We start from the raw sequence: 23,882 nt of genomic DNA, 5'->3' as shown, positions 1-23,882 counted from the left end.
ATGAAATTACTATATATCACTGCATTTTTAGCATTAAGCGTATCCGTTTATGCTCAGGAAAATAAGAAAGCTTCTGAATCTGAAGATCAGGCCCAGATTGTGAAACAGCTCAGAGAACGGGAAGCCCAGCTGGCAAAAGCGTCTCAGGAAAATGCTCCTAAAAAGCAAAACGTATCCGTATTGGCTTCAGAACAGGGTCTTGAAGCGAAAAGCCAGGAAGTAAAATCCCAGCCATACAATTCAAACAATACTTCGGGGAAATTACTACCTAACACGGCCACTTTAGCAGAAATAAAAGCCTCTATTCCCAACAGGCAGGCATCCCGAACCAGTACCGTGAATTCCAGGAACACAAATAGTAATGTCATAGGTCTGCCCAATACGGCGACCTTAGAAGAAATAAAGAAAACAATTCCAAAAAACTGATAACCCATAACCAGATTTCAAGCAAAAGTCCGCTCCAGCGCGGACTTTTTATATTTCAGATCTATGGTTTATTTAAAATCTTCAAAATTTAAGCTTGATCACTCAAACCATATTCTTAATCCCAATCTGCGGCCAAAAATTTCATAGAGTTTCCATTGTCATCGGATAAAGTAAGGAAATGCCCTTCTATGGAATAATTGGTCATTTTATCAAATTTCTGGATAAAAGCGTTTTCCAGTTCCATATTCTGACAGGCCTTCAATGTGCTCCCTACTCCTGAGATCTTCACTTTCCCATTAGTTTTAAATTCTGACGTAAAGAACATGCTGTTGCACCCCATATTGGCTCCTCCTTTTATTTTTCCTTTTTCCATTATGCCTGTGAGGTTGATTTCTGCCTTATTTCTGACTAATTCCTCTTTAGAAAATTTAGAAAATTGATCAAAAGAAACAAGCATCCACTGTCTTTGAAGGCTCGGATTTTTTTGCGGGACTGAAGAGCAGCTGACCACAGCTCCTAATAGCAAAATGGCAAAAAATGATACAAGTATTTTTTTCATGGGGATTATCCTTCCATTTTCATACCATTCCGGGACAGAATATCGTAAAAATTAGTAAATTAGCGACACAAAAATTATTTTATAAAATGAAAAGACTATTTCTACTGTTCACTTTCTTATTGGGCTTTGCTCAGATGAGGGCGGATGAGGGGATGTGGCTGTTAATGCTCATCAAAAGACTTAACGGGGTCGACATGCAAAAAGAGGGACTGCATTTGACACCTGAAGAAATTTATTCAGTAAACAATTCAAGCTTAAAGGATGCTATCGTAAGCTTCGGGGGTTTTTGTACCGGGGAAATTGTTTCTGACAAAGGACTTATTTTCACTAACCACCACTGTGGTTATGGTGCCGTAGCTGCCGCTTCTACTCCGGAGAAAGATTATCTTAAAAACGGATTCTGGGCTATGAAGCAGAAGGACGAATTTAATGCAAAAGATCTTTATGTAAGGTTTTTAGTTAGAATGGATGATGCTACGCAGAGAATCACTTCCAAGCTAAACAACAATATGACCGGAGCAGAGAGAAAAGCAGTTATTGATGCTGAAACAAAAGCAATCCAGACTGAAAACTCTGAAAACGGAAAATATACAGTAGTGGTAAGAGATTTCTTCAATGGAAATGAATTCTACTATTTTGTATACCAGGATTATAAAGATATCAGATTGGTAGGTGCACCACCTTCATCATTGGGTAAATTCGGAGGTGATACAGATAACTGGGAATGGCCAAGACATACTGCTGACTTCACGGTATTCAGAGTATACGGGGATGCAGCAGGTAACCCTGCAGAATTTGCACCAAGCAATGTTCCTTTGAAGCCTAAGCATTTCCTTCCTGTTTCTCTTAAAGGGATCAAACCTGGAGATTTCTCTATGATCTTAGGATATCCTGGAAGAACCAACCGTTACCTTACATCTTACGGAATTCAGCAGATGGTAAACAAAGACTATCCGGCTTGGGTGGAAGCTTCCAAGCTTGCTATGGATGTTATGAAAAAGTATATGGACAAGGATAAAGCGACTCAGCTTAACTATGCGTCTCAATATGCTTCTGTAGCCAACTACTGGAAAAACAGACAGGGAACTATTGATGCGGTAGATAAAAACGGAACGATAGCCGACAAACAAAAGATTGAGGATACTTACAGAAAATGGTCTGCACTGCCAGGAAACGCAGAATATGATGGTATTTTAGAAGATATCGGCGCTTATTACAAGCAGGTCTCCGACAGAAATGTTGAAAGAAACTACGCTTCTCAGTTCTCAAGAAATGCAAAATATATCACTCTTGCTTTACAGGTAGGATCTGTTCTTAAAGCTTATTCTGCTCAGGATATGCAAGGAAGATTAGCGATGAAAGCTAAAACTGAAACTGCAATCAAAGAAGCTTATGAAAACTTCAATCCTTCTCTGGAGGGAGAAATGCTAGCTTCTATGGCTGGACTTTACCAATCAAGAGTGACCAATAAAGAGGTGGCATCTGCTACTATTTTAGGATTGGATTCTAAGACTCTTTCTAATGTAGCCTATTCTTCAATTTTTGCCAATAAGACTTCTGCTACGAATTTCTTATTAAACCCAGATGCATTGAAACTTGATGCTGATCCGCTTTGGAAAATCGCGAACGGAATTGTTGCTGACCAGAAAATGAGCATGGAGAAGTATTCTAAAGTTGACGATAACTTCAACAAGAACAACCGTCTATTCTTAGCTGGATTAATGAAGGCTATGCCTGAGAAAAAATTCTATCCTGATGCTAACTCTACCATGAGATTAACTTACGGAACAGTAGATAAACTTCCTGTAAGAAATGACAGAAACTACTTTGGAGTTACTGACAACTATTATACTGATATGACCGGTCTTGTAGGAAAATACAAGAAAGGTGATGAAGAATTCGATCTTCCTCAAAGAGTGATCGACCTTTATAATCTTAAGGATTTCGGACAGTATGCTGATGCTGCTGGATATATGCCTGTAAACTTCCTTTCTAACAATGATATTACAGGTGGTAACTCAGGTTCTCCTGTTATTGACGGAGACGGAAACCTTATCGGTATTGCATTCGATGGAAACAGCGAAGCATTAAGCGGTGATATTGTATTTGAACAGGACTGGCAGAAAACAATTAACGTAGACGTACGTTTTGTTCTTTGGACAATCGACAAATATGCAGGAGCAAGAAGGCTGATCGATGAATTAAAGCTTGTAAGAGGAGAAAATACACCTCCTGATACGAAGTCTAAAAATTCAGGAACTACTCAAATGCCTAAGAAAACAAAAAAGGTAAAATAATCTTTTTCTGATAAATTTTTAAAACCGTGAATTTGCGTTCACGGTTTTTTTATTTTTGAATTTTAAATACCTATGATGAAAAAAGAAATAGAATTTACCGGAATTATAAAACAGAATGGTAATCTGAATGCTGCTTTTGTAGAGTTTCCTTTTTCTGCGGAAAAACTGTTTGGCAAAAAAGGACAGGTTAAAATTAAAGCAATATTTGACAATAAGGTCGAATACCGTGGAAGCCTTGCTAAAATGAAATCTGACTGTCATATTTTAGGCTTGACCCAGGAAATCCGAAAGAAGTTGGGGAAAACATTTGGCGATGAGATTGTTGTAAGCCTTATTGAAGATCAGGAGGAAAGAATTGTTGAAATTGCAAATGACATCGCCGTTGTTTTTAATGAAAATCCCGATGCAAAGAACCTGTTCGACAAAATGAGCTATACTCACCGGAAAGAATACATCCGCTGGATAGAGGAAGCGAAAAAGCCTGAAACCAGAGAAACCAGAAAGATCAGGATGATTGAAATGATTTTGAGTGGAAAAAAGGGCATATAAATAAAGCCGGGCATACATCCCGGCCCTATTATTTCAAAGATTTCTACACCGGAATTCCTAAATATTTGAGATAAGCATCCAGCATCTTCTTATCAAATGCAGGCTCCTCAATACCAGATCCTTCCAAAAACTGAATAACATTGGAACAGTCCCAGATATAGGTATTCTGATAAAGCTCTACCGTAGAAAGCCCTTCATGCATATTATCCTTAAACAGACTGGTAAGCGGATACAAACGGTTCCGGCTGTCATCTTCCCACTGTTTTCTCCACTCTTTGTAGGGAAGGCCTTCAAGAGTAAGCGGATAATATTTCTTCAGGAGGTTAAAGAAGCTTTCCAGGGTAAGATTGGTTTCCGGTCTTGCGATCAGGTTAAATTTTTTACCAATCGCATCTTTATTTTTTGTGATATGAGCCATGGACCTGGTCATATAGTCTACCGTGATCAGACCTTCTCTTAGTTCAGTAAGTAAAGGATAAGATTTAAATTCAACACAGTTTTTCACAAGACCTGACCACCACTGGTAAGGAGCACTGGCACCCGTTTCGCTGTGGCACATGGCATAGCCAAGACGGTAGGTAATTAAAGGAAGACCTTCTTTAGCGGCAAGATCTGCAACCGCCTCCATTACCCATTTGCTTCTTACATACCCGATATCTTTACTTACAGACATTAGGTTCTGAGCAATATCATCGCTTTCCATCATCACGGTTTTCCCGGTAAAAACATGTCCCCAACTGTAGACCGAAATAGTAGATAGCAGGGCAAGACACTTAGTTCTTTCGGCACCGGCAAGTTTTATGATTTCTCTTAATCCTTCTACGTTCGGAGCTTTCATGTAAGAATAAGGTTCTATAAAATTAACGGAGCTGCCAGAGTGGTAAATAAGATCCAGTATTCCTGCAAGTTTTTTGAACTGGTCTTCAGAAAACCCTAATAACGGAAGGGACAGATCTCCTATTACAGGTATGATTCTCGATTTCTGCTCTTCTTTTCTATCGATATGATACTGTTTATAGCAGCTGTCAATTTTTTCCATTGCATGAAATTCATCCTGAGCCCTTACCAGACAGTAAATATCTGCTGATGTGGTATCCAAAAGTTCCTGAAGCAAATGTATACCGACAAATCCGGTAACCCCGGTCAGGAATATGGTTTTAGGATTTTCCAGTTGTTTAGGATCGAAACCGCCTGCAAAAACAGTTTCCGGAGCCAGGTAAACATCCTGCTGAAGGGCTACATAAGGCTCTACATCTTCTTTCGGAATGGCTTCACAGGCTTCATTGGCTCTGGTGATCAATTCATTGGCAAGCTGCCTAAGGACCGGAAACTGGTAAATATCTCTCATATAAACCTTGGTATCCAATCTTGAATTCAGGGCGGTTGCAACTATAGCGACAAGGAGTGAATTTCCACCGATATCAAAGAAATTATCTGTCATATTAATCACCGGACGCTCAAGTTCTTCAGCCCAGATATCTGCTATAATTCTTTCGGTTTCATTGGTAGGAGGTTCTGTAGAAATCAGTTCTTTTGCCTCTTTATCTGCGAGTTCTTTTAACAAATTGGCATCTGTTTTTCCGTTGGCCGTGAGTGGTATTTTATCAACATTGATGATCTGAGCCGGAATCATATAACCGGGCAGCTCTTCTTTCAGCTGTTGTCTTACCCATGCAGCGTCTGCTTTTGCACCGGGCTTTACTATGACAAAGGCTACAATATATTTATTATTTCCATGGTCTTTTGTAATGACTGCTGCTTCCTGTATTCCTTCCAAACGGGCAAGGCAGCGTTCAATTTCGCCCAATTCCACACGGAAGCCCCTAATTTTCACCTGATTGTCTATTCTTCCTAAAAATTCAATATCTCCATCTGACTTCCAGCGGGCAAGATCACCGGTACGGTATAGCTTTTCGTTCTCCCTGAATGGGCTGTTAATGAATTTTGAAGATGTGAGCTCTTCATTATTAAGATAACCCTTAGCCAAAAGATTTCCTCCTATATGTAGCTCTCCTACGGCTCCTACTGGCAAAAGTTCGCTGTTTTCTCCTAAAATGTAAGCTTGTGCATTGGCGATTGGCCTTCCTATTGAAGAAACATATTGCCCATTCATATCTTTAACTTTTTTGAAAGTGGCATAAACCGTGCATTCGGTAGGACCGTAATAATCAATTAACTCATAACTTAATTCGCTGGTAAGTACAGGCTTAAGTTTTTCTCCTCCTGTGAAAAGATATTTAAGGTCAAGGTCATTATACTTTCGTGTTTCTTCAACAACGGAAGGAGCAAGAACAGAAGGGACAAATCCATGGGTAATGCTGTTTCTACGGTAAAAATTCACAAGCTCTGAAGCTTCTACTCTATCTTCATTGCCGGTAATATACAATACGGCACCGGCAATAAGCGCTGACCAAGTTTCCCATACGGAGATGTCGAATGCCAATCCGGCAACAAGGGTAAGGTGTGATGTGTCATCAACATGAAAGTACTGGTTGTGCCATGTAACCAAATGTTGAATACTATGGTGAGAAATCATGACCCCTTTAGGGTTGCCTGTTGATCCGGATGTATAGATGGTATAGGCTAATGTATCCTGAGATATAGTAAGATCAGGCAGTTCAGCAGGTAAATGTGACAGGCTTTCTGCATTATCCAGATAAAAAATTTCAGCGTTAATTCCTTTCACCAGTGAATTTCCCCGCTGAGTATCTGTAATAAGTATTCCCGCTGAGGTATCTGCAAGGATGTATTCTACACGTTTTACAGGATAAGCAGGATCAATAGGCACATAAGCTGCTCCTGTCTTCAAAATGCCCAGAATGGCAACCAGCCACTCGAGAGAACGGTCCAGCCATACGGGGACAAACATTCCTTCTTGTATTCCTTTCTCTAACAGTACATTTGCAAGTTGGTTGCTTTTCTGATCGAGCTCACGGTAACTGATCCAGCTGTCCTGATAAACAGCTGCAAGATTTTCGGGATGAAGGAGTGCCTGGTTGTTGAAAAGAGAGACCAGTGTTTCTTCTTTATGATAGTCCCAATTTGTTTTGTTGAAATCGTTGAGAAGTCTTTCTCTGTCTTCAGAGGATAAAAGAATCGGTACACCAGCGGGCTGCCCCGACGGCGTTGATAGTGTATTCGGCATATTAGTTTTTGTTTTGTTTGGTGATAATAGTTTCAGATGAACTGCATTATGGCAGAGCTTTAAGCCTGTATAAAACAGCCTAGTACATATTAGCTACAAAAAATGCTATACATTCTTTGCCTATTGTTAGTCAGAATTGATTGACTTAAATCCAGTTTATTAATTTCTATTTCATAATGCAATATTTTTAAAAATTTGGTAATCAAATTTAACATAATATTTAAAATAAAGAAATAAATAATCATAAACTTTCTCCAAACAGGGATTTAAGCATTACAATACGTGATTTAAGCCAAAATCTAGTAAAATCAAATCAAGAAAACAGGAGAAATAGCATTTCCTGATCAACAAAAATGGAGGAAACATTCAATAAGCCAGAATGTATTTTACGAAACCATATTAAGAATTTCATGATTACACATTCCAAAATTCCCTGTCCAGACTTCTGTACTGTATGGCTTCTGAAATATGATGGGATAATATATTTTCAACCCCCTCCAGGTCGGCTGCAGTTCGGGCCACTTTCAGGATACGGTCATAAGCTCTTGCTGAAAGATTCAGCTTTTCCATAGCGAGCTTAATGAGATGCAGGGATGTTTCATCCAAGCTACAAAATGCTTCAATTTCCTTAGGACCAATCTGAGCATTGTAGCTGATATTTAGGTTTTTATAGCGTTCATTCTGAATGTTACGTGCCTTAAGTACCCGTTCCCGAATATCTGAACTTTTTTCTCCTTTTCTTTTCTCTGCCAGCTGTTCAAACTCAACTTTCTGTACTTCTATATGAATATCTATTCTATCTAATAATGGACCTGAAAGTTTATTCATATACCGCTGCATTTCGTAAACGGATGAGGTGTTTCCCGGATCGTCCGGAAAAAAACCACTGGGACTTGGATTCATAGAAGCCACCAGCATAAAGCTGGCAGGATAGTTTACGGTAAACCGGGCTCTGGAAATTGTTACTTCACGGTCTTCAAGAGGCTGTCTCATCACTTCTAAAACGGTTCTTTTAAACTCAGGCATCTCATCAAGAAACAAAACGCCATTGTGTGCAAGCGAGATCTCTCCAGGCTGGGGATAACTGCCTCCTCCTACTAATGCAACGTCTGAAATGGTGTGATGTGGCGACCTAAAGGGTCTCACAGTCATGAGAGACGTTTCGGCGCCCATTTTACCGGCTACAGAATGTATTTTTGTTGTTTCTAAAGCTTCTTTCAGGGTTAATGGAGGAAGAATACCCGGTACTCTTTTGGCAAGCATTGTCTTTCCACTTCCCGGAGGGCCAATGAGAATAATATTGTGCCCACCTGCAGCGGCTATTTCCATCGCTCTTTTTGCTGTTTCCTGACCTTTAACTTCGGAAAAATCAAATGGAAAATCATTCATTTTTTCCTGAAATTCTTTTCTGGTGTCCAGTATTACTCTTTCAATAGGCTTTCCTTCGTTAAAAAAATCAATTACTTCTTTGATATTTTCTACTCCATAAACTTCCAGGTTGTCTACAATTGCTGCTTCACGGGTGTTTTGCATAGGAAGTATAATTCCTTTAAAACCTTCTTCACGTGCCTGAATTGCTATTGGCAACACTCCTTTTATGGGCTGCAGGCTTCCATCAAGGGAAAGCTCACCCATAATAACATACTGATGGATATTTTCGGCAAGAATCTGATCTGAAGCGGCAAGAATCCCTATTGCAATGGAGAGGTCGTAAGCAGCACCTTCTTTTCTAAGATCTGCAGGCGCCATATTAATCGTGATTTTCTTACCGGGAATTTTGTATCCTACATTTTTCAGGGCAGCAGAGATTCTGTAACTGCTTTCTTTAATGGCGTTATCGGGAAGCCCAACGAGATGGTATCCTACTCCTCCCGTGTCTACATTTACTTCGATAGTAATGGTTTGTGCTGCTACTCCGAAGATGGCACTTCCATAAATTTTAACTAACATGATTGGCGTTTTTTGTAAAAATAAATAATATAATATTTTAAAAAATCAGCTTTTTCATGAATAGTTTTTGGATTGAAAATGCATTTAAAAAAATTTATTCTTAAAAAAGATAAGCCGATACAGACCATCTCTGTACCGGCTTTATCATGATTAAAAAAAACTAACTAAGGATTGATCATATGCTGTTATTTCTTTATGAATTTATTCTTATAGGTATTTCCCTGTGAGTCTTTGGAAAGAATAATATAGTTTCCGGGTACGAGCCTGCTCACATCAATAGCCTCATTAAAACGGTGATCATTTTTCTGAAGAACTACTTTTCCTGACATATCAATAATGGAAACCGCTTTGTACGTTTTATCGGACTCTTTTCCGATATAAAGGAACTGGGCTGTAGGATTTGGGTATATTCTCAGGTCTTTTTCCTTGCCTTTTGTTTCATCTGTTCCCAGGCTGCAAAACTCCCAGTTACCAAAATTCAGCTTTACAAAATTTCCTGTCCCTAAAAATTCACACTGATCCGGGCAGTACTCTGTACAGGCATAAAATCCATATTCTCCGGATTCTGTTGCCATATAGGTATCGCCAGTTGCACCATTTATAACACAAGGATCTCCATTGGAAGGTGGCGCACTGGCTGGAATGCATTTATACCATACATGGCTGCCATAGAGATCTGGAAAGGCATCATCAAATTTTATGGATGCTCCGGCACAGATATTATATTCTCCAAGTCCTACCTGAGAAAAAGTTCCGGGTGTAAAGGTGCTCATCATTGCAGGAAGCGCATACATGAATCCATCTGCCATAATAGCCGGGCTTTCTGCCACACAGTCTCCTTGTGTAACTGCCACTTTAAAATAATAAAGCTGGTCATCATTCCCATTGATGGTTAACGTCTGTGAAACAGCCCCGGGAATTGGTGTCCAGGGATTGGTATTAGGCGTTTGCCAGGTCCATTGCTGTTTGTACCACTGGTAGCTTCCGAATGTTTGTGTAGAAAGTGTCTCTGTTTCGGTGTTACAGAACAGGATTTTATCCGGGAATTTTACGCCCAGCCTCGGGCTTGTGATGGTTGGATTACACTGTGCTTTTATATTCAGAAGGGTCATGAACAGAAAAGCCAAAAAAATCAGTTTTGGTTTCATATTTAAATATTTAATGGTTTGTTTTAGTCTTACTCAATATATCAATCCAGTAACAGCCTGATTCCGAACTTCATATTAAAGTTTAATGGTTTTTCTTTGTAAATGGTATTGAGCTGATTATCATTTTTAAAGTGATATCCTATTCCGGGTTCTGCATATATCCCGATTTTATCAATAATTTTCACCTGCAGCCCTATCGCCGAATTCACTGAAAGCTGTACGGGTTTCACATCAAGCCGTTCCTCCTGTTCGTCCTGAACTTCATCATTTACAATATATTTTGTCTTAAGCTTCCCTGCTACAGCTTTTTCGGCAAGCACTCCGCCGGTAACATATCCTGTAAAGCGTCCTTTCTGAATGACATTGTAATTTACCTGTACCGGAATACCTATATAATGAATGCTCTGATCCCCTTTTATATAATTTGAATTGCTTCCGGAGTGAAGTTCTGAAGTAAGTTTTGTGTAATTGACACCTGTTCCTATGCCCCATTTTTTCCCAAGGTTATAATACACGGAAACACCAAATGTAACAGGAATTTTATGTCTTATCCTTGCTTCAACTTCTTTGCTTTGATTAGCCAGCAGGACTTCTGTAAGCGGATCAGGTTCTGTTCCGGTGATCCAGAAATCATTGAAAGTCATAGGGCTTCCGCTCATAGAGGTGTAGCCAGGGAACTTCTGTTCGGAAGAATTTGAGGAAACATTTCCTGTAAGCATGCTCAGCATCCATTTTTTGGAAGGACGACCTAAAATTTTAGATTTATCGGTACCGGCATACTTTTCCGGAAGTTTATTTTCATAATTGTTAAAAATCTCCCCGTCATCCTGTTTCTCTTTCAATTCCGGACTCTCACTAAATGAAGGAGATATATTGTATAGAGGTAATTCTTTTTTTGCCAATGGAATTAAATTATTTTGCTTTTCCACAGGCCCAGTTACTATCCTATTATGATCAATGGTTTCTTTATTAAATATATTTTCTAAAATAGTGCGTGAATGAGCATTCCCTATTAATATATTTCCCTGGTCACTATATTTTTCACCTGATTTGGTGTTGCCCTGCTCATTTGTACTTGCCTTTACTGATTCTTTGATTTTTTTGCCATCTTTTTTAATGTTATCAGCATTTTCAGAGTTTACCGCTATTTTAGGTTCTGTTTCTGCATTCATTTCCAGTAAAAACTTTCCTGTAAAGAACAGCATGGTAACGGCAGCAGCCATTCCAACAATACGGTAGAACAGAGTGCTTTTTTTATTTACAGAAATAGTTTTACTTTCTTTTTTATCATCAGCTTCAAGCATCATTCCTCCGGCCATTCCGTTTTCTTCTCCTTCGGAAAAAAGTTCATCTTTAATATCTTCCCACAGCCCATTCGGAACATCCTCTTCGTGGTCTTCCATTTTCCTGTGCAGATCATTGAGCCACCGATTATTCATATTGTGCTTTTTTTGACATTTTAAATTCTTTAATTTTCTGGATCAGCAGTCCTTTTGCCCTGTGAAACTGTGAGGCGGAAGAATTTTCTGCGATTCCTAAAAGCCCGGCAATCTCTTTATGGCTTTTTTTCTCAAATACAAACAGGTTAAAAACGGTTCTGTACCCATCAGGAAGCGAGCGTATCATTTTCATAATAGCTGCCTGGGGAATTTCCTCGAGATCCGGTTCCTCATCATTGGGGGTGTCGGGAAGCTCTGTAAGGTCTTCATTTGTTGTTATGCCGGAATGCTGCTTTATATGCTTTAAAGCTTCGTTTACGGTGATACGGATCATCCATGCTTTCAAAGAACCGTTGCCTCTGTATTCAAATGTTGCTATGGAGCGAAACATTTTGATAAAGCTGTTCTGAAGAACGTCATGAACATCATCTTTTCCTGAAAGATAACGGGAACAGACCCCGGCAAGGTTTCCGGAATAGTTTCCGAAAAGTTCTTTCCAGGCAGCTTCTTCCTTCGTGAGAAGGCGTTTTATTAAAATCTGCTCCTTGTTTTCTTCCATGTATGACTAAGGTCCGGTTTAGCACCGATTAAAATTTTAACGCAAAAATAGACCGCATCCGGCAAACCACAATCTATTGTTTATATTATCTTATCAATTAGTTTTTATGCAGTACGGGAAATTGTAGTTAATCGCCTCGAAAGGACTCAATTCCGTTCCATTTACCGTTATTTTTTCTGCTACCAAGGCAAATCTCAGCGTGTAATCCAGCCCCACAAAGTATCCTTTTTGTTTTGCTACGACCGTTACGACTGTGTTTTTGATCGCTCCGTCTACCGGGATCTGAAGCTGAAGAACTTTTGGTACAAAAGTGAGTTCTACCCAGTTTTTATCAGCATTTAATACTGTTGTATAATTCAGATTATATTTCACTTTTCCCATCGCTGCTATGGCACTCTGTGTTTTCACCGGATCTTTTACTACCGCCATTACAATTTCTTTTAAAGGAAATTCCGGAAATGTGAGGGTATCTTTTTTTATTTTAAAATCTACAACTTTTTCCGACCTCAACTCTCCCTGCACTGTGATAAGCCTTCCTTTATAATTCCCGTTAATATCTTCCAGCTTTACGGGAGGTACTTCTATCCTGTCCTCGTTCATACACGAGAACAGGGAGAAGATGATTGATAAAATTAAAGCGGTTGTAATAACCTTAAGTACTATTGAATTCTTCATTTCATTATTTTTTTACATTAAACATTAATTGTATTGAGTACTCATCTATAAAATCCGGTTTTTGGGAAATCTTGCATGGAATTTTGAAAAAAGGATGAAATTATATTGTAAAGCACTGGTTTACTGTGAATAAACTTTTGAATTTATTTTATATCAATTCAAAAAACACTCTGCTCGTTGAAATTTAAAAACTAAATATTTAGTTATTGGGATTGAAAAGCAGAAAAGATAAGTGTGGAGTCCTTCTTAGAATAACCAAAATATCTATATTCAAGAGAAAGTGCTTTTGAATTCGTTTCAAACCATTGTACTGGGTATTGCAAATATTTTTTGTTTTAAATATTAGATATGGAAGTCTAAAAGAAAATATTTAGAAGCTATGATCAAATAAATTCATATCTCCCTGAATTCCAAAACAAAATGTCGTAAATTTATTACTCATAAAAACAGTGTTTTCCCCCTTTTATAGAGTTGAGCAGTTACCTAATTTTGTATTATAAAATTAAAAACCATAAAAATGAAAACTCCTTTTTTATTCAAAAGTCTAAGCGCGCTTCTTGCTCTGCTTATTTTAAGTTTTTGTATGCTAAGCTGCACACGCTGCTCCGAACCGCCAAAAGAACCTGTAAGTGATAGTTATAAAAAGAAACTGATCAGTTACCGTGAAGGCAGGATACTTTATGATGAATATTCCAGAACCAATAATGTAATTCTTACAAAATACAGAAACGGAGAACCGGATTCACGCTGGTACTGGTTTTCTGTAGAAGATATGGAAGGATACCTTAACTATGTAAAAGAAACCGCCAAAAAACAACACCTTAAAAATCCGGGGATCAGAATTTATATGGGAAAATATCCTATGAATCATCCTAAAAACAAAATGGCAAAACCGGAATACGCCGGCTACCAGACTATCTTCTTAGTTCCTACCGCTCAGAATCTGAAAAGAGATAGCTCAGGAACAATGTCCAAAGCGATGAGGTCTACAGGTGAGAATATAAATGTAAGTGAGATGGAAGTTCTAAATATGACTAATCTTGCTCCCCCACCTAAAGTGTCCACCGCAGATATGCCGTAAAAAATAAAGCCATGAACTGGAACATAGAAATAGGGAAACAAATATCTATGATGATATCCCTTATGGTAATGGCTTTGATGATTATCAAATACAGGAAAATCAGAAAAGAGAATTTATTTTTTATTGCAGGGTATATATTATTTTCCCTGATTGATATTTTTTGCTATTTCTATTTCAAATCTACTCACCGGTCTACTGAAATATTTTTCGTGATTGGCTTTTTAATGATTGTGTTTTTCCTGTATTTGCTGTATTATTTTCAATTACTGTATTGGCCCATTTTAAAAAAACTACAGCTGATTCTTTTGATTCTGTTTGCAGTCAATATTATTGTGATGTTTTATACAGAAGATGATCTGCTGCATCATTTCTCCTTTAATATGCTGTATACTAATATCCTTTTGTTACTGTTTTCCATTATTTTATTTTTATACCAGACCTTTAATTCTGATAAAATACTGGAGCTTAATAATTATTTACCATTTTGGGTTTCAGTCTCTTTACTGATTCTTTTTATTGGGAGTATTCCGATCCTTTATTTCAGGACTACCGTTTCAGAGCATATCTATTTTTTTATTTTATTTATGCTGAATCTTATCAGTAACGGGATACTCATACTGGGATTGATTTGGAACAGACAGGATAAACCAAGATAAGATCTAAAGTATGGAAGAAAATAATTTGGTTATTACCTTCACCATTACCTTACTTATTGTCGTTCTGATGATGATCTTCATCTATGTGGTCTTTATCAAAAAGAAAACAACCCTTCTGATCGAGCAGAAAGAAAAAGACATGCGGTTTGAAAAAGAACTGGCAACTTCGCAGGTGGAAATAAAGGAACAGACACTGAATTACATCGGACAGGAATTACACGATGATGTAGGACAAAAGCTCTCTGTGGTCCGTTTGAGACAAAATCAGCTGATTTCCAAACTGAAAAATGCAGAAAAAGAAGAACTGAGCGAGCTGAGTGAGTTGTTGGGCGAATGTATCCAGGATATCAGAAACCTATCTAAAACCCTGATTACGGAACAAATCATTCATTTCGGATTGACAGAATCTATTGAAAGAGAAGTAAAAAGAATACAGAAATTAAAATTATTAAAAATAGAATTCATCACCCAAAAACAGGATATTGATATTTCTCCCAAGCATGGGCTGATTCTTTTCCGGATCATTCAGGAAAGCATCAATAATATCTTAAAACATTCCAGGGCTAAAAATGTATCTATAAAACTGGAAGATGATCACAATACCTTACGAATCAATATCTCTGATAATGGAAAAGGTTTTAATACCGACAAGATACAGGATGGTTCGGGACTGAAGAATATGGAACTGAGAGCTAAGCTGATCCATGCAGAATTTTCCATCCAGTCGGAACTTGATAAAGGAACACAAACCTCGATAATTTATTACAAACACTTCATATGAAAACTATTCCCATCGCTATCGTTGATGACCATACATTAATGTCCAAGGCATTGGAAAATATGATTATGGAAAATCCTCAGTACAGTGTGATCATGAATCATCCCAACGGCGAAGATTTTATTGCCGCCATAGAAAAAGCTTCAGAATTACCCGCTGTAGTACTGATGGACATCAATATGCCTTATAAAAATGGTATAGAAACCACAGAATGGCTCACCGAGCATCATCCCGACATAAAAGTAATAGCTTTAACTATGGAAGATGATGAAAAAGTACTTATCAAAATGCTGAAGGCGGGAGCGAAAGGCTATCTGCTGAAAGATATGCAGCCTGCTATCCTCTTTCAGGCGATAGATACCGTATTTGACAAAGGCAGTTTTTATACCGATTTCGTTGCCCAGAAATTGTTAAAGGTAAAAACAGAAGACATCAAAAATGCGTCTCTCCTTTCCGAGTTAAAAGGCAGGGAAAAAGAATTTATAAAATGGGCCTGCAGCGAACTTACCTACAAGGAAATAGCGGACAAAATGTTCCTCAGTCCAAAAACTATTGATGGCTACAGAGATTCTGTTTTCACAAAATTAGAAATAAAAAACAGGGTCGGCCTGGTTCTTTTTGCCTTAAAACATGACTTATGCTGATGTGATTTTTCCTTTTAAATCAACACAGTCCAAACCATTATAACTCAATCACTCATCCGGTAGATTTTTACAATATACCGGATTTTTTTGTTTCCTCTTTATTCTAATCATCCATAAAATAGTTCAGCTTTAAAAACACGATACTTATTTTTCCCTCCAAATATCCGCAATCATTCATGTAAATCCGTGCAATCTGTGGTTAAATTTTTGCCTTCCTCAAAATTATGCGCTTCCTAAATGAACCTTTGCGTTAAAAAAGAATTTATCTTCCAAATACCCAATCATCCGTGCAAATCTGTACAATCCGGGGTTAAAAACTCTTTCAAACCTCAAAAAAGGTGTTTTACCTGCCACACAATCAGGCCTTTCCCTCTGTTTTTGCTCTGTTGAATAATGGAATTTTGTCATATAAAACTAATCCACAAAGGCAGAACCCGAAAAGCCAAAATAGAGTAGGGAAAATTTTAAAAACTAATAGAAATGAAAAAAGCACTCGTAATAGGAATCAATGACTATGCACCTATAGGATCAGGCGGCCCGGACTTAAACGGCTGTGTGAACGATGCAAGGGATATGGCAAATACGTTGGTGATTTGCGGATTTAATCCGGCAAAGATTAAAATCCTCACCAATCAGAACGCCACAAGAGCCAATATACTGAATTATCTGAAAGCATTAGTGAATAGCAGTGTGAAAGGAGATTCTCTGGTCTTCTATTATTCCGGACACGGAACCAGAGTAGCCAATATCGGAGCAGATCTGGAAATAGACGGATTGGATGAAGCAATTTGTCCACACGATTATGCAAGTGCAGGCGTGATTCGTGATGATGATTTCAAAGCTGTTCTCAGTAAGCTGAAAGCAGGCGTGAATCTGGAAGTTATTTTCGACTGTTGCCATTCAGGAACAGGAACCAGAAAGATGGAGCTCGGACTGGATTTAGAGCTTTCCTATGAAACGCCCCGTTTCATTCCACCTATGCTGGAAGATGAATTTTATATGACCTACGCCAGCGAAATGCAATCCTCTAAAACTTCTAAAAAATCAACCTCTATGACCAAAGCTTTAGTTCCCGTTGCCGGAATGAATCATACGTTATGGGCGGCTTCCAAAGACAACCAGGTATCTATGGAAGGAAATATGAGTGGCCAGATAAGAGGTTATTTCACGTATCACTTCTGTAAAATACTACGGGCAACCAACGGCAATATTGTCAGAAAAACACTTGATAAACAGATCGCGATTGCTTTAGCTGCGATGGGAGCTGCACAAATTAACCAAACAGAAAGCATTACAGCAGAATTTTCTCAAAAAATATTTTCATAAAAATCAAATCACTGGCGGAATCCGAAAAGCCATCCAAAGAGTAGGAAAAAACTGATTAAAAACCAATAATCATGTCTAAAACTGACCATAACAAACCAATGACAACGGAAGAAGTATCAAGACTTAAAACCGTTAAAGCAAAATCAACTGAAAAATTGGCAAATGCCGAAAAACTAACCCACCAGGGACCTGCCATGGAAACCATTGACGGCAGATCTTTCCCGAAAGGAATGAAATCGATCGGAATGCCTGCAGGTGAAAAAGCTGCAGAAGGAAAAGTACTCGAGACCGATCATTTCTATCCTACCCATTCAGATTTTGAATATCAGCCTAAACTGGAAGCTAAAAAGGACCGTAAACCAAAATTCATTGACAGAGAATCTTTCTTAACCGCAGAAGGGGTAAAAACTATATTCGGTCCCGATCAGAGAAAAGTATATAATTCTACTGCGTATCCGTGGCGATGCGTAGGGAGAGTAGAAAGCGCTTTGGGCTCAGGAAGCGGGGTAATGATAGGCCCGAGACACCTTCTTACCTGTGCCCACATTGTAGACTGGCAGCCAAATAACACCACGGGCTGGTTAAAATTTACTCCAATGTATTATAACGGAAGTGCTCCTTACGGAAGCGCCTGGGGTACATTAACCTATTATAAGTACAAAGTAGCCGGACCTACGATTGATTCTACAGAAATTCAATATGATTATGTAGTGATTGTCCTGGACAGACCTATTGGAAACAGCACAGGCTGGCTGGGTGCCAAATCTTATTCAGATTCATGGGATGGCGGGGCTTACTGGACACATGCAGGTTATCCCGGAGATTTAACAGGAACCCAGAGACCCACTTATCAGACCGGTATTGCTTTAGACGGAGACTTCTGGAGCGCCGATGATAATGAAAGCATGACCCACAAAGCAGATATCTGGCCAGGGCAAAGTGGTGGTCCGTTCTGGGGATATTGGGACGGAGCTCCTTATGCTGTAGCAACACAAAGTGCTCATAACCCAAGTGAAAATTTTGCAAGTGGTGGCTCAGATCTCGTCAATCTCGTGATAAGAGCCCGCAACGAGCATCCATAACCAATTTTTTTTCTTTATATGAAGAGCCTGACTTTTAGTTGGGCTCTTTTTTTACAGCCCGCTTCCTGTACTCGTTTTGGTATTTATTTATCAAAGCTTTTTTATTTTCTTTTTTGTACATTTTCGTTGTACAAAAACAAATTAGATTATATTTGACGTAAATGAGAAAGTGTACTAAATGAACTTCTTAATTATAAGAAAAGATGATACTTTGACTTTTTGGATTCGATATAATAAGACGCAAAAACCGTTGGTTTAATTCAGCTTATAACCGAACTCAGCGTAAAAAGAATACATTTTAAATCTATTGCAGAGAGCATAGATAGCCGTTCAGCGAGTGGTAAACTAATTTTTCAAATTTTTGTTCACGCAACGCGTAAATTCAGATGTTGTAGGGAATGCTAACTAAAACCGTTCAAAATAAATTTTTATATAATTCCAAAAATGAAAATCAACTTTTTTTATAACTTATTTCTGTGGTTATTATTAATCACCTTGCCTATAACTGTATTTTCGCAATCGACCGACTTTGTCATTCAAGATGTAAAGTTTGAAAGTCAGGGCATTACTCTTGCAGGCTCAATTTTAAAACCTAAGGATCCATTTGCCGCAGTTGTAATTGTTCATGGGTCTGATCCGGTAAAAAGAGAAATGGAGTTTGCCAAGCGTCTTGCTAAAGAAGGCATTGCTGTACTTACATATGACAAACGTGGCGTTGGAGAATCTGGTGGTGTGTATGTAGGACCATCTGTTGGCACTAATAATATTGACACTGCTAATCTTAATTTACTATCTCAAGATGCAAATGCAGCGGTAAATACATTTCGAAAGTATTTGAAAGATAAAAAGACTCCTATTGGATTAGTTGGCTTCAGTCAGGCAGGATGGATCATTCCAATTGCTGCGAGCAAAAATCCACAAATAGAATTTATGGTATTATTTAGTTGCCCTACAATTACTACTTTAGAACAACTCCGATTTCAGTTTTATACTAATGGAAACAATCAATTTTGGGAAAATCATACAGAAGCAGATGCTCTTGAGCACACTAAAAATGACCCAGACCGGTATCAATTTGTGGCAACTGACCCAAAAACTTCTCTTAAAAGTCTTTCAATTCCCGGACTTTGGCTTTTTGGAGAGAAGGATATACAAATTCCCGTAAAGTTGTGCATAGAGCAATTAAATTCACTCAAAGTTCAGGGCAAACCTTTTGAATATACTTTATTTTCAACATTGGGACACAATACTGCATTTAACATTACAGAACCTTTTTCTCTTTCAATTCAATGGATAAAACAGAAAACTTTGAACACTAAGAAGTCTAAAGTATCAAAATAATACAGAATCATCAGCATATTCAATCCTCTATTTTCATCCCAAAACACTACCAAAATTTTCAATATTTTAATACATTTGTTTAAAACATATTCTGAATGAATTTCGAGCAGATCAATTTACACCTTGAGGCTTACAAAGAACACGACCAGATTCTGGATGCCGCTAAATTTTTAATCCATTCTTTCGACCTGGAACATGAAAATTTTGCAGGTTTCGGGTTCAGGGATGAGCTCTCTCCCACTTCTATGCTTTTAACTGCAGAAGGAGTACTGGGTGGCCCTCAGACCGTAATGATCCCGAAGAATTTATTTGATTTTGATCTGAATCTCGTTCTGAATATGGTTGCCCACGAAATGCTTCATGTACGGCAGAAAGCTCCCGGACAGGTCATCGAAGACAAAAATGAACGGGAATTTCAGGCCTACTATGAAATGCTTTTCCATAAAGTCTTTCCACAGATCCCGGAAGTCTCGGATCATTATAAGAAATTCTTTGGAGGCCAGGCCTTAGAATATTACAGGAGAATGGGCGAAGGATCGGAACTGCAGCAGAAATATGAAGCAGAAAAAGCAGAAATAGAACACTTAATCAATTCATTATCATGACTATAAAACCGGAAATATCCTGGACAGACTTTGAAAAAATTGACATGCGATGCGGAACGATAATTTCAGTTGCTGATTTTGAGAAAGCAAGAAACCCTTCTTACCAACTGGAAATTGATTTCGGGGATCTTGGAATTAAAAAATCCTCTGCCCAGATCACTTCCTTTTATCAAAAAGAAGAGCTCATAGGAAAACAGGTGATGGCTGTAGTGAATTTCCCCAAAAAACAGATCGCCAATTTCTTCAGTGAGTGTCTTGTGATGGGAGTTTATGGTGAAGATAAAAAAGAAGTTACTCTTTTAACCCCTTCACTGCCCGTAAAAAACGGAATGCCGGTAGGATAAATTACAAACACATATGATACAGCACATTCCATTAGAAAAGATCTTATTCCTTGATATTGAGACCGTTCCCGGATCAGGATCATGGGAAGAGCTTCCTGAAACAGAACAGAAACTCTGGGACAAGAAAACAAGGTTCCAGAGAAAAGAAGATGTTACTGCCGCAGAATTTTATGACCGTGCCGGCATTATGGCCGAGTTTGGAAAGATCATCTGCATTACCATCGGAATGGTCGAAAAGAATGAAACCTTAAAAATCAAAAGCTTTTCAGGTCACGATGAGAAGAAGCTGCTTCAGGAATTCGGAGAGATCTTCAACAGCCCAAGACTGAATAACGTAATTCTCTGCGCCCACAACGGAAAAGAATTTGATTTTCCATGGATTGCGAGAAGGTATCTTATTAATGGAATCCAACCTCCGGTCCCTTTCCAGATGTTTGGAAAAAAGCCCTGGGAAATTCCTCATATTGATACGATGGAGCTTTGGAAATTCGGAGATTATAAAAGTTTTGTTTCCCTGGAACTGCTAGCTCATGTGTTCGGAATTCCTACTCCCAAAGATGATATAGACGGTTCAATGGTTTCATCAATCTACTACATAGAAAAAGACTTGCAACGAATTGTTGACTATTGTGAAAAAGATGTCTTAACTTTGGCAAATGTTTTCCGGCGGATGCGTCAGGAAGATTTGTTGAAAAGGAATATCAATCTAGATTAAAAAATGAAATTTACAGACGATCAAATTGCTGACATTGGTGAGGAAATCATCAGCGTCTTAAAATCCGTATACGACCCGGAAATTCCGGTAGATATTTACGAATTAGGACTGATATATGATGTACAGATCTCCGAGGATGGCGATGTAAAAATTATAATGACCCTTACTACCCCGAACTGTCCGGTTGCAGAAAGTCTGCCTCAGGAAGTAAAAGACAAGGTAGGAGAAGTGGAAGGGGTGAAAAGCGTAGATTTAGAGCTCACTTTCGAACCTAGCTGGAACAAGGATATGATGAGTGAAGAAGCGAAGTTTGAATTGGGAATGCTTTAAGGTAAGGAAGACGGAAGCAGGAGGATGGAAGTTTTTAGTGTTCATAAGCCACTTTCTTCCCATATAAACTCCTTTTTTACACTAATACAATAAAAACCCGGAAATTTCCGGGTTTTTCTATTTTCAATACGATGAGTTCGAAGAAGAAAATTACTGAGGTTAATTTTCAGAAAGTAGTAAGGCTAACACTAACTTCCGCCTTCCCTCTTTCAGCTTCCAGCCTTTAAATCTCTTTCGCAATCTCTTTTCCTTCTCTCCGGCTCCATTCGCTCCATGAACCTACATATAGATCAGGAATTGGAAAACCTGCATAATCCAGTGCCAAAATAGTATGGCAAGCCGTAACACCAGATCCGCAATGAATGATCAGATGTTGAGGTTGATCTTTTAAAAGCTCCTTATATTTTTCTTTTAAAACTTCAGGTTTTAGGAAATTGCCATTCTCATCGATATTTTCTGAAAAAGGAATATTAACGGCTCCCGGTATGTGTCCGGCTACAAGATCAATAGGTTCAGATTCACCTTTATAACGGTAAGCATCTCTTACATCAACAACAGTCGAATAATGGTTTATGATCTCATTTTCAACATCTTCCAACGTCTTAACCGGAAGAAGCCAACCTTCTTTTTTAATGACAGAAGTTTTTTCAAAAGTTTCCTCAACAGATGAAAATTCGATACCCTCTTTCTCGGCAGACTGTATGCCTCCATCCAGAACCTGAACGTTTTGTAATCCGAAAGATCTCAGCATCCACCAGGCTCTTGCCGCTGCATTAGCTCCATTTTTATCATCATAAATCACAACATGTGAATCTTCAGAAATCCCAAGCCTGGAAAGTGTTTCTGCAAATTTTGTAATATCAGGGAGTGGATGCCTTCCTCCAAAAGCAGCATTTTCTCCGATCTCTGCCAGATCTTTATCCAGATCTATAAAACGGGCACTTTTGATGTGTTTCTCAAGATAAGTTTGATGTACGTCTTTTCCTACTCTGGCATCAAGAATGATGAGGTTTTCTGGTGAAAGGTTTTTTAGCTGGGATGATGAGATTATGGGTGACATTTTTGGTGATTTTGGGGTTAAATGATAAGTTTTAGTTAAAGCCGAGCGAGTTTTTAATATAGGAGAGCGGATTAAAACCCGCTCCTATTAATATTTGTTTTATTCCGTAGATTTTACAGATTACGCAGATTTTTTATGCTTTAAAAGCAATTTCACCTGCTCCATCTGTCCGATTTGCAAGATGATATTTTAATTAAAAATGAAAGATATCCTTCGCTTTATTATATGAACTTTCAAAATTTAATAAATTCAACTTATGCTCCACTTTTTCTACGCTCATAAAGTTGATTACCTGTTCTGTCGGCATATTTCCTACCAGATCATCTTTGGCCATAGGACAGCCTCCTATTCCTTTGATGGCACTGTCGAATCTTCTGCAGCCTTTATCGTAAGCGGCCTTTAGTTTTGAATAAGAATCTTCATATCGGTTATGGAAATGCCCTCCGAAATTGATCTCAGGGTATTTTGAAGGAATTTTTTCGAATAAAAGAGCAATCGTTTCAGGAGTTGCAACCCCTGTCGTATCAGACAGAAGAACATCTTTAATTCCAATGTCTGAAAACCTTTTGGCCCAGAAATCTACGTCTTCCCATTTCCACATTTCTCCGTAAGGATTTCCAAAGGCCATAGAAAAATAGATATTCAGCTGTTTTCCTTCACTTTTTACGAGCTCAAGCATCCTGATGATCTCATCAAAAGCCTCTTCCTGGTTTTTGTTGGTATTCCTGTGCTGGAATGTTTCCGAAATAGAGAACGGAAAGCCTAAAATATCTACGCTCTGATGTTTTAACGCTTTTTCAGCACCTCTGTAATTCCCAATGATTGCAGAAACTTTTGTATTGGATAAGGATTTATCAATATTTTCGGCTACCTCATCTGAATCGGCCATCTGTGGAATTGCTTTCGGGGAAACAAAGCTCAGACAGTCCAATACATCAAAGCCAACCTCCATCAGAGAGTTGATGTAATCTATTTTTTTGCCGGTAGGGATAAATTCTCCCCAACCCTGCATGGCATCTCTAGGACATTCAGTAAGAAACATTTTTACTTTTTGATTTTCTCAAATATAATAAAACTAAACAAGTTTATAGATGAGGCATACAAATCTAACATTATTTTGATTTTCAAATATTTATATTCAATTTAAAATTTCGATAACTGATATGCAGCTCC

23 protein-coding genes are annotated in these 23,882 nt (G+C 38.3%); 14 read left to right on the top strand and 9 right to left on the bottom strand.

Features of this window, described 5'->3' with window-relative positions:
* Complete coding sequence (locus DRF61_RS03775; protein WP_111954197.1) at positions 1-426, top strand: hypothetical protein; 426 nt, start codon at positions 1-3, stop codon at positions 424-426.
* A gap of 115 nt (positions 427-541) precedes the next feature.
* On the opposite strand, the gene DRF61_RS03770 is transcribed toward DRF61_RS03775, so the two are convergent.
* Entirely contained in the window at positions 542-985 is a 444-nt protein-coding gene (locus DRF61_RS03770) for an META domain-containing protein (protein ID WP_111954195.1), read from the bottom strand.
* Positions 986-1,071: 86 nt separating this feature from the next.
* On the opposite strand from DRF61_RS03770, the gene DRF61_RS03765 reads away from it, so the two are divergent.
* Positions 1,072-3,282: a S46 family peptidase gene (locus DRF61_RS03765; RefSeq protein ID WP_111954408.1), complete on the top strand. Its 2,211-nt coding sequence runs from the start codon at positions 1,072-1,074 to the stop codon at positions 3,280-3,282.
* 72 nt (positions 3,283-3,354) lie between these two features.
* The gene (locus DRF61_RS03760; RefSeq protein WP_167409395.1) at positions 3,355-3,831 is read left to right on the top strand and encodes a YdeI/OmpD-associated family protein; all 477 of its coding nucleotides are present in this window, start codon (positions 3,355-3,357) and stop codon (positions 3,829-3,831) included.
* A gap of 43 nt (positions 3,832-3,874) precedes the next feature.
* On the opposite strand, the gene DRF61_RS03755 is transcribed toward DRF61_RS03760, so the two are convergent.
* From DRF61_RS03755 to DRF61_RS03730, 6 genes are all read right to left on the bottom strand, one after another.
* Entirely contained in the window at positions 3,875-6,976 is a 3,102-nt protein-coding gene (locus DRF61_RS03755; protein ID WP_111954191.1) for a non-ribosomal peptide synthetase family protein, read from the bottom strand.
* 414 nt (positions 6,977-7,390) lie between these two features.
* Positions 7,391-8,926 (bottom strand): YifB family Mg chelatase-like AAA ATPase, encoded by a 1,536-nt coding sequence (locus DRF61_RS03750; RefSeq protein ID WP_111954189.1) that lies wholly within the window; start codon positions 8,924-8,926, stop codon positions 7,391-7,393.
* Between the two features lie 185 nt (positions 8,927-9,111).
* Positions 9,112-10,074: a T9SS type A sorting domain-containing protein gene (locus tag DRF61_RS03745; protein ID WP_111954187.1), complete on the bottom strand. Its 963-nt coding sequence runs from the start codon at positions 10,072-10,074 to the stop codon at positions 9,112-9,114.
* Between the two features lie 41 nt (positions 10,075-10,115).
* Positions 10,116-11,513, bottom strand: coding sequence for an outer membrane beta-barrel protein (locus DRF61_RS03740; RefSeq protein WP_111954185.1), 1,398 nt, complete (start codon positions 11,511-11,513; stop codon positions 10,116-10,118).
* Positions 11,506-12,072, bottom strand: a complete 567-nt coding sequence (locus tag DRF61_RS03735) for an RNA polymerase sigma factor (RefSeq protein ID WP_111954183.1) — start codon at positions 12,070-12,072, stop codon at positions 11,506-11,508. Before DRF61_RS03735 ends, DRF61_RS03740 begins: the two co-directional genes overlap by 8 nt.
* 93 nt (positions 12,073-12,165) lie before the next feature.
* The gene (locus tag DRF61_RS03730; protein WP_111954181.1) at positions 12,166-12,747 is read right to left on the bottom strand and encodes a DUF4840 domain-containing protein; all 582 of its coding nucleotides are present in this window, start codon (positions 12,745-12,747) and stop codon (positions 12,166-12,168) included.
* Between the two features lie 517 nt (positions 12,748-13,264).
* On the opposite strand from DRF61_RS03730, the gene DRF61_RS03725 reads away from it, so the two are divergent.
* The 11 genes from DRF61_RS03725 to DRF61_RS03670 all read left to right on the top strand — a co-directional run bounded on the left by DRF61_RS03725 (position 13,265) and on the right by DRF61_RS03670 (position 21,649).
* Positions 13,265-13,828 carry a hypothetical protein gene (locus DRF61_RS03725; RefSeq protein WP_111954179.1) on the top strand — a complete coding sequence of 188 codons (564 nt, stop codon included), beginning with the start codon at positions 13,265-13,267 and terminating at the stop codon, positions 13,826-13,828.
* 11 nt (positions 13,829-13,839) lie between these two features.
* On the top strand, positions 13,840-14,484 hold the full coding sequence (locus DRF61_RS03720; RefSeq protein ID WP_146897049.1) for a hypothetical protein: 645 nt from the start codon (positions 13,840-13,842) through the stop codon (positions 14,482-14,484).
* Between the two features lie 10 nt (positions 14,485-14,494).
* Positions 14,495-15,265: a sensor histidine kinase gene (locus DRF61_RS03715; RefSeq protein WP_111954175.1), complete on the top strand. Its 771-nt coding sequence runs from the start codon at positions 14,495-14,497 to the stop codon at positions 15,263-15,265.
* A complete protein-coding gene (locus tag DRF61_RS03710; RefSeq protein ID WP_111954173.1) occupies positions 15,262-15,906 on the top strand; it encodes a response regulator transcription factor in 645 nt (214 codons plus the stop codon). The genes DRF61_RS03715 and DRF61_RS03710 overlap by 4 nt, the downstream gene beginning before the upstream one ends.
* A gap of 480 nt (positions 15,907-16,386) precedes the next feature.
* Positions 16,387-17,232, top strand: coding sequence for a caspase family protein (locus tag DRF61_RS03700; RefSeq protein ID WP_111954169.1), 846 nt, complete (start codon positions 16,387-16,389; stop codon positions 17,230-17,232).
* Between the two features lie 71 nt (positions 17,233-17,303).
* A complete protein-coding gene (locus DRF61_RS03695; protein WP_111954167.1) occupies positions 17,304-18,314 on the top strand; it encodes a trypsin-like serine peptidase in 1,011 nt (336 codons plus the stop codon).
* A 444-nt stretch (positions 18,315-18,758) separates the two neighbouring features.
* Positions 18,759-19,655, top strand: a complete 897-nt coding sequence (locus tag DRF61_RS03690; RefSeq protein WP_111954165.1) for an alpha/beta hydrolase family protein — start codon at positions 18,759-18,761, stop codon at positions 19,653-19,655.
* Positions 19,656-19,750: 95 nt separating this feature from the next.
* Positions 19,751-20,260, top strand: a complete 510-nt coding sequence (locus DRF61_RS03685) for a hypothetical protein (protein WP_111954163.1) — start codon at positions 19,751-19,753, stop codon at positions 20,258-20,260.
* On the top strand, positions 20,257-20,604 hold the full coding sequence (locus DRF61_RS03680; protein WP_111954161.1) for a tRNA-binding protein: 348 nt from the start codon (positions 20,257-20,259) through the stop codon (positions 20,602-20,604). Before DRF61_RS03685 ends, DRF61_RS03680 begins: the two co-directional genes overlap by 4 nt.
* Before the next feature lie 13 nt (positions 20,605-20,617).
* Positions 20,618-21,319 (top strand): 3'-5' exonuclease, encoded by a 702-nt coding sequence (locus DRF61_RS03675; protein ID WP_111954159.1) that lies wholly within the window; start codon positions 20,618-20,620, stop codon positions 21,317-21,319.
* A gap of 3 nt (positions 21,320-21,322) precedes the next feature.
* On the top strand, positions 21,323-21,649 hold the full coding sequence (locus DRF61_RS03670) for an SUF system Fe-S cluster assembly protein (protein WP_111954157.1): 327 nt from the start codon (positions 21,323-21,325) through the stop codon (positions 21,647-21,649).
* A 223-nt stretch (positions 21,650-21,872) separates the two neighbouring features.
* Here DRF61_RS03670 and DRF61_RS03665 read toward each other — a convergent pair whose 3' ends face one another.
* Together DRF61_RS03665 and DRF61_RS03660 are read right to left on the bottom strand one after the other, a co-directional pair.
* Positions 21,873-22,709 (bottom strand): sulfurtransferase, encoded by an 837-nt coding sequence (locus tag DRF61_RS03665; protein ID WP_111954155.1) that lies wholly within the window; start codon positions 22,707-22,709, stop codon positions 21,873-21,875.
* A 193-nt stretch (positions 22,710-22,902) separates the two neighbouring features.
* Positions 22,903-23,751 carry a hydroxymethylglutaryl-CoA lyase gene (locus tag DRF61_RS03660; RefSeq protein ID WP_111954153.1) on the bottom strand — a complete coding sequence of 283 codons (849 nt, stop codon included), beginning with the start codon at positions 23,749-23,751 and terminating at the stop codon, positions 22,903-22,905.
* Between the last annotated feature and the right edge of the window lie 131 nt (positions 23,752-23,882).

It is taken from the genome of Chryseobacterium lathyri (genome assembly GCF_003290185.1).
Lineage (GTDB): Bacteria > Bacteroidota > Bacteroidia > Flavobacteriales > Weeksellaceae > Chryseobacterium > Chryseobacterium lathyri.
Note: the sequence above shows the minus strand (reverse complement) of the source record. Positions and strands in the feature narration are given on the sequence as shown.

Excerpts from the sequence above, each read along its gene's own strand:
- DRF61_RS03775 (WP_111954197.1), top strand. The coding sequence starts at position 1 with ATGAAATTACTATATATCACTGCATTTTTAGCATTAAGCGTATCCGTT.
- DRF61_RS03770 (WP_111954195.1), bottom strand. The coding sequence starts at position 985 with ATGAAAAAAATACTTGTATCATTTTTTGCCATTTTGCTATTAGGAGCT.
- DRF61_RS03765 (WP_111954408.1), top strand. The coding sequence starts at position 1,072 with ATGAAAAGACTATTTCTACTGTTCACTTTCTTATTGGGCTTTGCTCAG.
- DRF61_RS03760 (WP_167409395.1), top strand. The coding sequence starts at position 3,355 with ATGATGAAAAAAGAAATAGAATTTACCGGAATTATAAAACAGAATGGT.
- DRF61_RS03755 (WP_111954191.1), bottom strand. The coding sequence starts at position 6,976 with ATGCCGAATACACTATCAACGCCGTCGGGGCAGCCCGCTGGTGTACCG.
- DRF61_RS03750 (WP_111954189.1), bottom strand. The coding sequence starts at position 8,926 with ATGTTAGTTAAAATTTATGGAAGTGCCATCTTCGGAGTAGCAGCACAA.
- DRF61_RS03745 (WP_111954187.1), bottom strand. The coding sequence starts at position 10,074 with ATGAAACCAAAACTGATTTTTTTGGCTTTTCTGTTCATGACCCTTCTG.
- DRF61_RS03740 (WP_111954185.1), bottom strand. The coding sequence starts at position 11,513 with ATGAATAATCGGTGGCTCAATGATCTGCACAGGAAAATGGAAGACCAC.
- DRF61_RS03735 (WP_111954183.1), bottom strand. The coding sequence starts at position 12,072 with ATGGAAGAAAACAAGGAGCAGATTTTAATAAAACGCCTTCTCACGAAG.
- DRF61_RS03730 (WP_111954181.1), bottom strand. The coding sequence starts at position 12,747 with ATGAAGAATTCAATAGTACTTAAGGTTATTACAACCGCTTTAATTTTA.
- DRF61_RS03725 (WP_111954179.1), top strand. The coding sequence starts at position 13,265 with ATGAAAACTCCTTTTTTATTCAAAAGTCTAAGCGCGCTTCTTGCTCTG.
- DRF61_RS03720 (WP_146897049.1), top strand. The coding sequence starts at position 13,840 with ATGAACTGGAACATAGAAATAGGGAAACAAATATCTATGATGATATCC.
- DRF61_RS03715 (WP_111954175.1), top strand. The coding sequence starts at position 14,495 with ATGGAAGAAAATAATTTGGTTATTACCTTCACCATTACCTTACTTATT.
- DRF61_RS03710 (WP_111954173.1), top strand. The coding sequence starts at position 15,262 with ATGAAAACTATTCCCATCGCTATCGTTGATGACCATACATTAATGTCC.
- DRF61_RS03700 (WP_111954169.1), top strand. The coding sequence starts at position 16,387 with ATGAAAAAAGCACTCGTAATAGGAATCAATGACTATGCACCTATAGGA.
- DRF61_RS03695 (WP_111954167.1), top strand. The coding sequence starts at position 17,304 with ATGTCTAAAACTGACCATAACAAACCAATGACAACGGAAGAAGTATCA.
- DRF61_RS03690 (WP_111954165.1), top strand. The coding sequence starts at position 18,759 with ATGAAAATCAACTTTTTTTATAACTTATTTCTGTGGTTATTATTAATC.
- DRF61_RS03685 (WP_111954163.1), top strand. The coding sequence starts at position 19,751 with ATGAATTTCGAGCAGATCAATTTACACCTTGAGGCTTACAAAGAACAC.
- DRF61_RS03680 (WP_111954161.1), top strand. The coding sequence starts at position 20,257 with ATGACTATAAAACCGGAAATATCCTGGACAGACTTTGAAAAAATTGAC.
- DRF61_RS03675 (WP_111954159.1), top strand. The coding sequence starts at position 20,618 with ATGATACAGCACATTCCATTAGAAAAGATCTTATTCCTTGATATTGAG.
- DRF61_RS03670 (WP_111954157.1), top strand. The coding sequence starts at position 21,323 with ATGAAATTTACAGACGATCAAATTGCTGACATTGGTGAGGAAATCATC.
- DRF61_RS03665 (WP_111954155.1), bottom strand. The coding sequence starts at position 22,709 with ATGTCACCCATAATCTCATCATCCCAGCTAAAAAACCTTTCACCAGAA.
- DRF61_RS03660 (WP_111954153.1), bottom strand. The coding sequence starts at position 23,751 with ATGTTTCTTACTGAATGTCCTAGAGATGCCATGCAGGGTTGGGGAGAA.